This is a genomic window from Verrucomicrobiota bacterium (genome assembly GCA_016871495.1).
In the GTDB taxonomy this organism is placed as follows: domain Bacteria; phylum Verrucomicrobiota; class Verrucomicrobiia; order Limisphaerales; family VHDF01; genus VHDF01.
In genome coordinates, this window is the sequence record VHDF01000052.1 from 1 (window position 1) to 13,410 (window position 13,410).

Annotated in this window: 9 protein-coding genes; 4 read left to right on the forward strand and 5 right to left on the reverse strand. The window is 61.1% G+C overall.

Annotated features, from left to right (window positions below):
• From FJ404_12220 to FJ404_12230, 3 genes are all read right to left on the reverse strand, one after another.
• Positions 1 to 2,265 (reverse strand): dehydrogenase (locus FJ404_12220; GenBank protein ID MBM3823630.1); only part of this gene is annotated, 2,265 nt, incomplete at its 3' end.
• A gap of 128 nt (positions 2,266 to 2,393) precedes the next feature.
• Positions 2,394 to 2,837 (reverse strand): PIN domain-containing protein, encoded by a 444-nt coding sequence (locus FJ404_12225; GenBank protein ID MBM3823631.1) that lies wholly within the window; start codon positions 2,835 to 2,837, stop codon positions 2,394 to 2,396.
• On the reverse strand, positions 2,834 to 3,124 hold the full coding sequence (locus tag FJ404_12230) for a hypothetical protein (protein ID MBM3823632.1): 291 nt from the start codon (positions 3,122 to 3,124) through the stop codon (positions 2,834 to 2,836). Before FJ404_12230 ends, FJ404_12225 begins: the two co-directional genes overlap by 4 nt.
• Before the next feature lie 353 nt (positions 3,125 to 3,477).
• Between FJ404_12230 and FJ404_12235 the strand changes: the two genes are divergently transcribed.
• Positions 3,478 to 3,666, forward strand: a complete 189-nt coding sequence (locus FJ404_12235) for a hypothetical protein (GenBank protein MBM3823633.1) — start codon at positions 3,478 to 3,480, stop codon at positions 3,664 to 3,666.
• Between the two features lie 242 nt (positions 3,667 to 3,908).
• On the opposite strand, the gene FJ404_12240 is transcribed toward FJ404_12235, so the two are convergent.
• Positions 3,909 to 5,345 carry a GntP family permease gene (locus tag FJ404_12240; GenBank protein MBM3823634.1) on the reverse strand — a complete coding sequence of 479 codons (1,437 nt, stop codon included), beginning with the start codon at positions 5,343 to 5,345 and terminating at the stop codon, positions 3,909 to 3,911.
• Entirely contained in the window at positions 5,342 to 5,749 is a 408-nt protein-coding gene (locus FJ404_12245) for a hypothetical protein (protein ID MBM3823635.1), read from the reverse strand. Before FJ404_12245 ends, FJ404_12240 begins: the two co-directional genes overlap by 4 nt.
• A 149-nt stretch (positions 5,750 to 5,898) precedes the next feature.
• Between FJ404_12245 and FJ404_12250 the strand changes: the two genes are divergently transcribed.
• From FJ404_12250 to FJ404_12260, 3 genes are all read left to right on the forward strand, one after another.
• Positions 5,899 to 7,977 (forward strand): S9 family peptidase, encoded by a 2,079-nt coding sequence (locus tag FJ404_12250; protein MBM3823636.1) that lies wholly within the window; start codon positions 5,899 to 5,901, stop codon positions 7,975 to 7,977.
• A gap of 1,124 nt (positions 7,978 to 9,101) precedes the next feature.
• The gene (locus FJ404_12255) at positions 9,102 to 9,989 is read left to right on the forward strand and encodes a hypothetical protein (protein ID MBM3823637.1); all 888 of its coding nucleotides are present in this window, start codon (positions 9,102 to 9,104) and stop codon (positions 9,987 to 9,989) included.
• 77 nt (positions 9,990 to 10,066) lie between these two features.
• The gene (locus tag FJ404_12260) at positions 10,067 to 13,393 is read left to right on the forward strand and encodes a DUF1553 domain-containing protein (GenBank protein ID MBM3823638.1); all 3,327 of its coding nucleotides are present in this window, start codon (positions 10,067 to 10,069) and stop codon (positions 13,391 to 13,393) included.
• The last annotated feature ends 17 nt before the right edge of the window (positions 13,394 to 13,410 follow it).

The following is a 13,410-nucleotide window of genomic DNA, read 5'->3' on the forward strand; positions in this document are numbered from 1 at the left end:
GCGTGCTTCGATGAGGGACCGCAACGCGGCCCGTCGGCGAGGAAAATCCGCGGCGCCACTCAAGGCGACTTTCCTAATCTCCGCCAGCGCCCGTCCGTCCCCAAAAAGCGCGTTGAGGTCCTTCACCCTTGTCCTGATCGCTTCGAGGGAATGATTTTCCCATGCTTGGGCCCAGCGATCCCAACCGCCGGGTTTGGGGATGCGATAGCGCCCGGCGAAACCATCGGCGATTCCACCCAAAATGGCATGCAAGGCTTCATCCGGAATTCCCTTCTGCGCACCGGCCAACAAGCGTTCCAACCCCTGCGGCGCCTGATCGATTTCCTCCGCCAAACGCCGCGCCGCCAGTTGTTGGACTTTCGGCAGGCGGGCTTCCAGGATCATCTCCACGAACGAAGGATCCGTGGCGGCACGCTCTTTGACCCCGTACCATAGCATCAGCGGCAGATTATGATCCTTCGCATCCTCGCCTCGTTTCAACAGGGCTCGAGCCAGCCCCGCGGCTGACTTCAAGGCCGGACGTTGCAGCAGGCTCGCCATCGCAAGCCTCACTCGCGCGGAGGATTCAGTCTCCGCCATCGAAATCAACTCGGAGGAAACGAATGGTCCAAAAGTTTCCGCAAAGCCGGGGTCCGTGCAGCTGCGATCCTCGCCCAGCATCAACGCCCAAACCCGCTCGTACTCGCCGCCCCGCAGCATGCGTTTCCATAACTCAGTATCGAGGGAACCCGTCCCGTGGAGCGTCCACGCGGCGCGCAGGCGGATGATTTCGTCGGTCGCGTTGAGCGCCAGGCTTTTCAAAGCGGTGCGGCTCGATTCCGGCGCGGCGCCGCGATGGGCGCGGTTGATCCACTCCCTCCGGGCCAAGCGAGCCAAGCCTTCGTTGGCACCCTGCAGCAGCCCGATCAAGGCGCGTTCATCGAGATCCCGGGGCGCAGGCACTCTGGCCGGCTGGCCGTAGGTTAACTTATAGATTCTTCCGCTGGTCCGGTGGATCCCGTCATGGTCGTGGCATTCGCCGGCGTCGCTCCAATCGCTGATGAACACGCTCCCGTCGGGCGCCGCGAGCAAATCGATGCCGCGAAACCAAGGATCGGCAAAGGAAACCGGGTCGGGCTCGTGCCGTCCCGTGAAACCACTGCCCGTTCTCTCCAACCGGTCCCGGTTGATCTTGCGACCGTGGAAATTCAGCGTGAGGACTTTGCCGTTCCATTCCGACGGCCACTGGCCGCCCTGATAAATCAAGAGTCCGCTATGGGCGTGTCCACCCCCGGCGGCCATGGTGGCGTCGCTGAGTTGTTTGCGGACGTCGGTCCAGTTTTCTCCCTGGGCCCAATGCACGTGGTCGGCGTGCTGGTCGATCAGCTCATAAACGTGGGGATCCGAGTCATCTCCAAACATGCGCCGGTAGTGCGCTCCGGGAATCGCGTGCCACAGGTGCCCTATCACGGTGTTGATGAAGAACAGTTCGCCCCGGGCGTCCCAGTCCATGCCCCAGGGATTGGTGGTTCCGACGGCCACGCGCTCAAAAACGCGCCGGATGGGATGAAATCTCCAAATACCGGTATTGACCGACACACGGCTGGCCTCCGGCGCCCCAGGGGCGCCAACCATGGATTTTCCAAGAATGCCGTGCCGACCGTAGAGCCATCCGTCCGGACCCCAGCGCAAGCCGTTGGCGACGTTGTGGCGGACCGACTGGGTGTCGAATCCGTCCAGCATGATTTCCGGCGCCCCGTCGGGAACATCATCCTGATTGCGATCGGGTATGAAAACGAGCTGCGGAGCGCAAATCGCCCACACGCCGCCCAGTCCGATCTCGATACTCGTGAGTCGCTCGGCCCCGTCCCAGAACAACGTGCGGCGGTCGAAGCGCCCGTCCTGGTCGGCATCCTCGAAGATGACGATGCGGTCCCGCGCGTCCGGATGGAACCCGACTTGTTGCTCCGAGTAACTGTAATTCTCGGCCACCCAAAGGCGCCCGCGCGTGTCGAGGGCCATGGCGATGGGTTGATGCACGTCCGGTTCGGCGGCAAAGACCTGGAGTCGAAATCCCGGGGGCAGGCTGGATCGGGCGGCATTTTCCAGCGCCGGCATGGGTCCCGGCGCGGCGCGTTCGGTGTTCAGCGAGCGGATGGATGCGGGGTCCGCCGCCTTGATCTCGAGGCAGGCCATGGCGAGGCTGAGGAGAATCCACCGGAGCCGGTGACAATCTTCACGGAACGCATGCTGGGACTCGGGCGCGAGAAACATGGAGCCCATCATAGGCCTGTCGAGCGCGGCTGGCGAGCGGACAACGCATCATCCTCAACAAGGCAGTTAAACGTGGTGAAGACTTGCAAAAACCTGGATGAGAAAGAAATCACGAAGCACGAGGAGCCGATCGATGCGGATCAATTGCTGTTTCCTGGTTGAATGACGTGATACGCCGCCGGGCCACCTGGGATGAGGGCGGGGTCGATTGAGGCGTCGAAAGTGGCGAGACGCCCGCCGTGCTTCACGGCGAGGCCGAGGAGGTAGAGGTCGGTGAGGTGCCTGGAAGCCGGGAGCGTGGAAAAAAGGCTGGTGTCCGAGAGAGAGGCATCGTCCGGCCAGAACTGGTGGCCGGGACACGCCAGCAAGCGAAGGAGAACGCGACGCGCTTCCAACGAAGATCCCAGAGTGCGAGGGTAGCTGGGTTGGCTGAGAATGCGGAGGAAGGCGTTCTCTGTGAGGGGGCAGGTGGCCCAGCCGTTTGGGACGGCCACTTTTTCAAAAAAGCGCGATGCAGCGGCTTCGTATTCATGTCCGGCATCTCCCAAGGCAATGAGCACGCTGGCATCCAGGAGCGTGATCATGGCCGGGTGGGGTGCAGCGCCCGATGCATGTCTGCTTCGTCAATCTGGTCTTGAATCGCTTTGACTTGTTCGAGCGTGGTTTTCTCACCGGGGCGGCGTTTGATGCGGAGGATGCCAAAAGGCCCAATCTCGTATTTCTCCGGGTCGGGATTTTCCAACTCGGCAGCAGGCCGGATTTCGCGGATGAGGGCGCTTTCGATGATGGCTTTGAGGGTGGTTCTGCGGTGAATGGCAAGAGTCTTGGCCTTGATGAGAAGGTCGTCAGCGAGGTCAATCGTCGTTTTCATATATGGGTAACAATATGGTTCTACGGTTATCCGTCAAATGGTATGGGTTTATTGAGGAATTGAGAGTCACTCGTGCTCGTAGGTCAATGGCAAAGGCAGAGCGTGCCAAATAAACTGAACGCGAAGTCCGAGTCCTCGGGTTAGGGGCTCCCTAGTACGGGTTTTTCGGGCCTTGGGATAGCGTTCATAAGTTGCTCCAATCCTGGAGCTTCCAAGGCACATTCACAATAACGAGGAAACTGCGACCCAGTGCTTACTCCGGGCCATTTCGGACAGCGAATCCCATTCCGACTGAAGTTCTAAGGGACTGAGTTCCTAAGGGACAGACATTTTGTAAAGTCTCAAAACCATTTTTGCACGACTACCATGATAGCGTCTTGGGCTCACAGCATGCCGGAGGTGTGAACGGGTTGTTCTGCGATGGCCACGTCGAATGGGCCAGGCGTTCGAAATGGACGCAACGTTCAGCCTCCGCCCGTCGCCGCTGGAATCGTGACCATGAACCGCATGAGGAGACTTGGAAAGACCCTGTGCCGCGGTGAATCGTTGTCTAGTCCGAAACCTGGTCCATCTCGTGGTGCCCAGCACCGCACAGCGCCAGCCGGCTTCTTGGCTCCGAACCGGTTGGGTCCGTCGCGTGACGACGATATCGTTCAACCTCAAGGACGAGTGCTTAGGGTAGGGGCAGACAACTCGAAATGCCCCATCGTGCAACAGCTCGCAAAAGCGGCTCCGGGCTACGAGCGGAAAATCTGTCCACCCGACCAATCCTGACGGCTGGCGTTCAATGGAAAGGAAACACTCTTGCCAGCACCATGGTTACCAGCAATCCCGTGCAACCCATGATGGTCAGCGTCACGGAGAAGGTTTTGAAGGTTTCCGCCTCGGTGAAGCCGCTCATCTTGCAGATGATCCAGAAACCGCTGTCGTTCATCCAGGGCACGAGTTTTGAACCGCAACCGATCGCCGCGGCAAGATACACGGGATGAAACCCGAGTTGCGCGGGGTTGGCGAATCCTTCGAGCACGCCCACCGCGGTGATCATCGCCACCGTCGCCGAGCCTTGCGCCGTGCGGATCAGGGCCGTCACCAGAAACGCGAGCGGCAGCGCTCCAAGTTTCAAGGCAGCGGACAGTTCCTCGATGCGTCCGCCCAGGCCCGACTGTTGCAACATGCCGCCAAACGCGCCGCCGGCGGAGGTGACCAGGATGATGATGCCACCACTCGTCAGCGCGGACTGCACGGCGGCGGCAGCGTCCGGCGCTCCCGGGCGTTTCCAACGCACCAACATGGCCAGCGCGATGGCCGCGGCGAGCATCAACGCCAGGTTCTTGTCACCAAACCAGCGGATAAAGTTCGCCGGGAGCGACGCGGCACCCGTGTCTCTGGCCATCTCCGACGCGGACGACAGCACCGCGTCGCCGCTGATCAACACCAGCGGCAGCAGGATGGGCAGCCAGGCGAGCCAGAGCGGCGGCAGTTCCTGTTCGGTGCGGTCCGCCTGCAATTGCAGTTCAATGAGCGAAACTTCGGAAGACTCGCGCAGGGGAATGGGCCAGCGTCGATTGGCCCAGCAAGCATAGGCGTAACCCGACACGGAAGCGGCCGAGCCGATGACGATGCCGGCGATCATCAGGTGGCCGATGTTGACGTTGAGCAAGTTGGCCACCAGCAGCGGCCCAGGCGTGGGCGGTACGAGCGAATGCGACATGGTCGTGCCGGCGACAATGGCCAGGATGAGCAAGGTGTAGTTCCGCGCCGTGCGGGCGGCCAGCGCCTTGGCCAGCGGAATCAGAAGATAAAACACCGTGTCCGCGAAAACGGGAATGCCGAGCATGAAACCGCTGCCGAGGAAGCAGACCGGTGCCCGCCGTTCCCCCAGCCCTCGCAGCGCCGAACGCACGATACGATCGGCCGCCCCGGAATCGAGCAGGCACTTGCCAATGATCGCCGCCATGGCGATCAGGATGCCGATGTTGGAGACGGTGTCGCCGAACGCCTTCGCGATCCGGGTGCCGACCGAAATGCTGGCATCAGCCCTGGCTTGTTGTAACGTCCGACCCTTGGAAAGCGCATGGGCTTCGAGGGCGGACCTGGGCGTGAACGCGCCGACCACCAGCGCCCCGATCAGCAGTGCGGGAAACGCGTGCAAGCGCAACCCCAGGATTCCGCCCACCACCACGACCATACCCGCCACAAGAATCCAGAGGGGATCGTTCATGGGCGATAGATGGAAGCGCTGTTCATGGCACCCTCAACGATCGACCCTGGGCCCAGGGCTTCCGCCCAGGCCTGGACGAAACAGCACCTGCGGTCCCCCGCTGCCGCACGCTCGTTCGACCGGCACACAAGGACCCGACGTGGTGAAACACGACCACCACCGATTGGCGGCGGGTTGATCGAGGATGGCGAAACTCCAACCGGAAAGTCGTGGAGGGTCAAGATTGGACCCGCAGGAGAAGACGTCCACGAGACGGACACTTTGACCCGCAGCGGGCTCTCGCCGTGTATCCCGATGTTGTTGGTAGGGCGGGCCTGTCCCAGCCCGCCGCCCACCGGATGCAAAACATCATGCTCCGGCGGCGCGCCGGGACGGGCGCGCCCTACCTGCATCACCGGCAACATCGGGATGCACCGGGGCTCTCGCGGCGGCGGAGCCATGGCTTGACGTGGGGGCGGGGTTGGAGAACCGTCAACGCCCTATGAGTCTTGGATGGGTCACGACTTCGGGCTCCCGTTGGGGTCTCCTGCTGGCCTGGCTCTTGATGGAACCGATGAACCTTATCGCAGCGACTCCGATGCCCGCGGCGCCTGTGGCGGCCCGCAAAGAATTCAAACAAACATGGCATGGGCGCGTTTTCGTCGATCCCTACTTCTGGCTGCGCGAGAAGCCATCGCCGGAAGTCGTTCGTCATCTTGAAGCCGAGAATGCCTTCACCGAGGCTGCCACCGCGGCTCTAAAGCCTTTCACCGAGGCCCTGTATCAAGAAATGCTCGGGCGGATCCGGCAGACAGACCTCAGCGTTCCGGTGCGCGACGGGGCGTTTTATTATTACCGCCGGACCGTCGAGGGACTCCAGTATCCCATTGATTGCCGCAAGGCTGCGGCGGCCAACGGAGCCTTCGACGAAAGCGCCAAGGAAGAGGTGCTCTTGGATCAGAACGAGCTGGCGAAGGGGCGGAAATACCTCGCGGTCGGTTTGCGTCAGGTCAGCGACGACGACCGCCAGTTGCTTTTTTCCACCGATGACACGGGGTTCCGGCAATACAAGCTTTACGTCAAGGACCTTGGGACGGGTGAGGTGCGGGGTCCGCTGGCGGAGAGGGTGACGAGCGCGGCGTGGGCCGCTGATTCACGCACGGTTTTCTTCGTGACGGAACATGCGGTCACCAAGCGTTCCGACACTCTCTGGCGGCTGGAGATCGGCGGAGAAACGACCAAAGTTCACGAGGAAAGAGACGAGCATTTCGCCATCGGTTTGGGACGGACGAAGGACAAGCAGTTCATCGGGCTCAGCCTTCAATCGACCGACACGTGGGAGAAACGAATCCTTTCATCCAAGAATCCCCGCGGCGGATTCCGTATCGTGCTGCCGCGGGAGAAGAACCATAAATACGACGTCGAACACCGCGCAGGCGTGCTTTACTTGCGCACCAACAAAGAGGCGAAAAACTTTCGGCTGGTGACCGCGCCGCTGGAGGACCCATCCCCGGCGAAATGGAAAACCGTGATCGAGCACCGGCCCGAGGTCATGCTCGATGAAGTCGAAATGTTTCGTGATTTCATGGTCGTGCAGGAGAAACAAACGGCGCTCAACCGGCTGAGAATCTACTCCTTCGGCACTCGCGAATGGAAGGAAGTGGGTTTTTCCGAGCCCGTCTATAGCGCCGCGCTTTCCAGCACGCCCGAGTTCGCCTCGGGAACGGTGCGTTACCGTTACGAGAGTTTGGTGACCCCTCCCAGTGTTTTCGACTATGACATGGCTGCGGGCGGCTCCACGCTCCTCAAACGCGAGGAAGTCCTGGGCGGGTTCGATCCCGCGCACTACACTTCGCATCGGCTTTGGGCCACGGCAAGGGACGGCACGAGGGTTCCCGTCAGCCTGGTTCATCGAAAGGACCTCAAGCGCGACGGGCGGGCGCCGCTCTGGCTCTATGGCTACGGTTCCTATGGCTACGGCATGTCGGCCGGATTCGACAGCAAACGCCTGAGTTTGTTGGACCGGGGAGTTACCTTCGCCATCGCGCACATCCGGGGCGGCGATGAAATGGGCGAAGCATGGCATGACGACGGCATGCTCATGAAGAAAAAGAACACCTTCAGTGACTTCATCGATTGCGCCGAGTTTCTCGCACGGGAAAAGTGGACCTCGCCCGACCGGCTGCTCATCGAAGGCGGGAGCGCCGGCGGCTTGCTCATGGGAGTGGTGGTGAACGAGCGTCCGGAACTTTTTCGCGCCGTCCACTCCGCCGTTCCCTTCGTCGATGTGATGAACACCATGATGGACGCGAGCCTGCCGCTGACCGTGGGGGAGTATCTCGAATGGGGAAATCCGAATGAGCGCGCCGCCTTCGACTACATGCTTTCTTACAGTCCCTACGACAACCTGAAGAAGCAGGCTTACCCGGCCATGCTGGTGACTTCGAGTTTCAACGACAGCCAGGTGATGTATTGGGAACCCGCCAAGTACGTGGCCAAACTGAGAACCCTGAAGACGGATTCGAATCCGTTCCACTTAAAGACCAGGATGGAACCGGCGGGCCACGGCGGCGCGAGCGGACGTTACGACGCCCTCAAGGATCGAGCCTTCGAGCTCGCCTGGATGTTGAAGCAAGTGGGAATCACCCGGTAACTGCCCTGGCCGCGAGCAGAGCTTCGCAGCCCGCAGGGACGCAAGAAAAAGCCATTTTCATTTTGGGGAGCGCGGCTAGGTCGGAGACCAGCCGCCGCGCGTGGACAGATCCGAAGACTCCAGGTTTTTCAACGTGCTACGGCGGGTCGAAGGACGCCCCAGCTGCGCTCCGGGGCAAAATGTGAACGAGTGCGAAAGAAAGAGTGCTTCCGAACGGTCACCTCAATTCAACGGAATACCTGTCGTCTCCCCGGGACTTCACCATTTTTGCCTGGCCCCAATCCAGCGATGAATCGCTGGGCGTCTGTTGGGCGTCTGTCTTTCGTCCTCCGAGCTGGGCCGTCCTCCAAGTCCACGGACAACAGCGAGGAACCCCTCTTTCTTCGTCCTGTCTTTCTCATTCAGGCCTTGGCAAATCTTCACCATCAAGTGAGTCGGGAGGTTCATCCCGTCCCAACCGACGAAACGCAACTCAAACTCGTCCCGCCAGGAATCCCAACGGGATTCCGTCCCGAAGCCCAAGGTTGCGAGGAACGAGCTACCTTGGGTCACGGTTCGCCCATGGAAACCAACCCCAACGGGGTTGTGACGAAATTCTATTCCCGTTTGGCGGGGTAAAGCCACAACCGCGTTGCGGTTGAATTGATTTCCAAACGTCAACCCAAGGTAGCTCGTTCCTCGCAACCTTGGGCTGGAGGACACAATCCCTTTGGGATTGACGGCGGGATTCCCTCGCCGTGGGCATCGCCCGTTCCGTGGCTCATTGAGAAAACACGACGAAGAACGAGGCCTATCCTTGATGGATCTGGTGAGTGATTCGGAATGGCTCAATCGCCTGGACCTTGCGAAGTTCTATGAAGGGCAACGGCCGTTTTAAGCAAAAGAACTCCGCCGGGCCGGGGTGCGGAACGGTGAGTAAATTTAGCATCAGGTTAGTCGGGAGGATGCAACGATAGCCGTTTAAGTTTAAGGAATCCCGAGTCCGTCGGTGAACTCCGTCCTCCTTGGTCTTCCCTCGGATTTCGCCAAAACTTGGGTGACAATTTTCCATTGGCCCGGGCATAATCCACCTCATGCAAAGATCCTCCTTCTTCCCGCGTTGCGGGATCCTGGGAACCAGGCTGCTGCTGGCCGCCCTCCTGGCGGGGTGGTCCGGGAATCAGGCGTGCGCGGCGGAGTCTAAAATCAGCCATCGCTTCTTCGCGGCCGGAGCTCAAACGCGCATCGTCGGGGAGGACGGGCGGGTCGAGTGGTCCTATCCCCACAATACCCGGGACGGATGGGTGTTGGCGAATGGACGGATTCTCCTCGCGATTTCCAAATCCAAGGAATTTCCCGGAGGCGGTGTGGCCGAGGTGACCCGGGACGGGGTCACCACGTTCGAATGGAAGGGCACGCAATCCGAAGTCAACACGGTTCAATCCCTTCCGAATGGACGCGTTCTCGCCACGGAAGCCGGTCCGAAACCTCGCATCCTGGAGCTCGATCGCGAGGGCAGGATCGCGCTGGAAGTGCCGATTCAATGCCAGCTGACCAACCACCACATGCAGAGCCGAATGGCGCGCAAGCTGGCCAATGGAAATTATCTGGTGCCGCAACTTTTCGACAAAGTGGTGCGGGAGTACTCTCCGGCGGGCAAGATCGTATGGGAAGTGACAACCCCGCACTGGCCTTTCACCGCGATACGCTTGCCGAACGGGCACACCCTCATCAACTGCACGTACGGCAATGTTTCGCTTGAGGTGGATGCCGCCGGCAAAACGGTCTGGCAGCTCTCCAATGACGATCTGCCGGAAAAGCATATCAAGGATGCCTGCGGCGCACAGCGGCTCCCGAACGGCAACACCGTGATCACGAGCTACGGCCACGGCGCCCATCTCACGAAACTCTTGGAAGTCACGCCTGCCAAGAAGGTTGTGTGGACGTACACCGACTCCGCGCCCCACGGGATTCATCATTTTCAGATCCTGACCTCAAACGGCTCGCCGCTGGCGGGTGACCCGATGCGATGAGGTTCCGCGTGGTCCGTTGCTCTCGCCGCAATACTTTAAGTTGTCACAACCCGGTTGGTGAATTGAAGCTCTGAACGATGAGTTGCAAGGTGAATGGCGAAATCCGAAGTGGGCGGCCGAGTCATGCAGACCGTCGAGCCTGCGAATTCGCCGACGGCCCCTCGGCGACGCGGGTCGCATCCGAGGACGCTTTTTTCTCCCGACGAGCCCCGTTCCCAACGTCCCTTCGCCGGTTATGGAACCCGCGCCACGGCAGACAGGGCTTTCTGGGCTCGCGCCTTTGGGTTGTGGCCCTGCTGATGTGCTGGGGGCGCGCCTTGGGTGAAACTTCCGTTTCCCCGGATCAGATCGAATTTTTTGAAAAGAAAATCCGCCCGGTGCTGAGCGAGCGCTGCTACTCGTGTCACAGCGCCGGTGCGGAGAAGCTCAAGGGGGGGCTCCGGCTCGATTCCAGGGACGGTTTGCTTAAAGGCGGGGACACCGGTCCGGCCTTCGTGCCCGGATCCGCTGCCACGAGCCTGCTTCTCAAAGCGATTCGTTACGAGGACACCGATCTGAAGATGCCTCCCAAGAGCCGGCTGCCAGACGCTGTGATCAAGGATGTTTCCGACTGGGTCGCCATGGGAGCGCCCTGGCCCCGGGAGGCGGTGGCGTCTTCGGCCAAGGGGGAGAAGTTCGATCTCGAGGAGCGACGCCTCAAACATTGGGCCTGGCAGCCGGTGGCACCGCGACGCCTGCCTCAAGGCATGGCTCCGGGTTCCTTTCTTTCGGGAATCGATGCATGGATTGCCGTGCGTCATCGGGAGCTCGGGTTGAAAGCCGCTCCGCTCGCCGACAAGGCGGTCCTGTTGCGGCGGCTCTCATTCGATCTCATCGGGATGCCGCCCACGCGCCAGGAACTGGAGGCCTTTCAGGCCGATGCTTCGCCGAATGCGTGGGAAAAGCAGGTGGATCGTCTGCTCGCTTCGCCGCACTTTGGGGAGAGGTGGGCGCGGCACTGGCTCGACTTGGCCCGCTATTCCGAAACCCTTGGGCATGAGTTCGATTATCCGCAATACAACGCCTGGCGCTACCGCGATTACCTCGTGCGCTCGTTCAATCAGGATCTTCCCTACGCTCAATTGGTCACCGAGCACGTCGCCGGGGATCTGATTTCGCCGCCGAGATGGAATGCGGCGGAACATTTCAACGAATCGATTCTGGGCACTTCGATTTATTGGCTCGGTCAACGGGAGCATTCCCCGGTGGACATCCGCGTCCACCAGGCCGAAGTGGTGGACAACCAAATCGACGTTCTCACGAAATCCTTTTTGGGGGTCACAGTGGCGTGCGCGCGCTGTCACGACCACAAATTCGACGCCATCAGCACCCGGGATTATTACGCCTTGTTCGGCATCTTGGGCAGTTCGCGCTATTCGCAAGCGTCGATCGATCCGGCGGATCTCAATGGCGGTGCGATTGAGAAGGCTGCTGCCGCGAAGTCCTCCTTGCGGGCGAGTGTCGCCCAGGCTTGGGTGGAGAAGCTAGGCTCGCTTCATGTGTCCAACCTCGTGGCCCTGGCTGGGGCGGGGGATCCCGTTCACGCTCCCGGGTCGCTTCGTCCAAGCGATCGACTCTTCGTCGATTTCGGAACGGCTTCGGCCCCGGGTTGGTTCCCCGAAGGTGAAGCCCTGGCGGCGGGATTGGCCAAGCCTGGCGATTTTGTTCCCGGATCGAGCAATCGACCGATCGCCTCCCTGGTTTCCAAACCCCAGATTCATAGCGGCGTTCGAGGACGGCGGCTTCAGGGCGTGCTGCGTTCCCCCACGTTCGAGCTCAGTCATCCGTACGTTCATATCCTCGCGGCGGGGAGAGGCACGCGAGTGAGCTTGCCCGTCCACAATTTCACCATGATCCGTGATCCCATTTACGGAGCGCTGCGCAGGCCCATCGCCTCCGAGTCCGCGCATTGGATCACGATGAACGTGGGCATGTGGAAGGGGCTGCAAGGGTATCTTGAGTTTTGCGACCTCACCACGCCGGACCTCGCCGATGATGTCCAGCGCGAGCGCCTGAGTCCTGAAGGCTGGTTCGCCGTCCATCGCATCGTTTTCTCGAACGAGTCCAGCCCGCCGCCGTCCACCAGTCCGGAATCTTCGCTGGAACCGGAGGCGCTTCGCACCCGTCTGATTTCCATCGCGCGGAAGTGGGGATCCCGGGCTGAAGTTGTGCCGGACGAACTCCGCTCTCTGGCCGTCGCTTTGGATCGGGGGATTTTGAACTTTGAGCCGGGAGCTTTGCCCGCCCGGGCGAGTGCGGACTTGGCCGAATGGGTTCGCCTCGAGAACAACCTGGTGGAACCGCGCCGGTCCAGCGCTTTGGTGGAAGGGACGGGCTTGGACGAAAAAGTGTTCGTGCGCGGGAATCCGAAGACACCCGGCGAACTCGTTTCCCGTCGGTTTCTCGAGGCCTTGGGCGGAACCGCCAAGCCTCCCATGCGCGAAGGCAGCGGCAGGCTCGATCTGGCGCGCCACATGACGGATCCCGCGAATCCGCTCTTCACGCGGGTCCTGGTGAATCGCGTTTGGCTGCAACTCTTCGGCCGCGGCATCGTGCCGACCCCGGACGATTTTGGGGTGCTCGGCCAGCCGCCGTCTCACCCTGAATTGCTGGATTGGCTGGCGGACTGGTTCCGGACTGAAGGAGGAGGATCGATCAAACAGCTCCTGCGCCTGATGGCGCTTTCGGAGGCCTACCGAAGATCGAGCGCCACGCACGACGTGGCGACCGAGGCGAAGGATCCCATGAACCTGACCTGGCATCGCATGCCGATCAAACGGCTTCAAGGCGAGGCCATTCGAGACAGCATGCTGACGCTTTCCCGGCGGCTGGACCGGGCCATGTACGGCACGCCGGTTCCGATTCATCTCACCGATTTCATGGAGGGGCGCGGGCGTCCATCCCGCAGCGGGCCGTTGGACGGTGGCGGAAGGCGCAGTGTCTATGTGGAGGTGCGCCGGAATTTTGTTTCGCCGATGATGCGAGCCTTTGACACGCCGGTGCCGTTTACCACCGTGGGACTGCGCACCGTTTCGAACGTTCCCGCTCAATCCCTGATTCTCATGAACGATCCTTTCGTCGTGGCGCAGGCGCGGGGTTGGGCGGCCCATGTATTGTCGCGAGGGAGGATGGCGGACACGGAGAGGATAGCGTTCCTTTATGAGGAGGCTTTCAGCCGCCGTCCAACCCCTGAGGAACGAGACCGGGCGTTGAGATTTCTTACGGAGCAGCGGGCGGATTCCGGCGGCGTCGTGTCCCACGCGGGGGACGACGGAGCGGCTCGCGGAGCCAAAGTCGAACTGGCGGCCTGGTCAGATTTGTGCCACGTTCTGTTCAACGTCAAAGAGTTCATTTTCATTCCCTGACCATGAATTTGCATGCC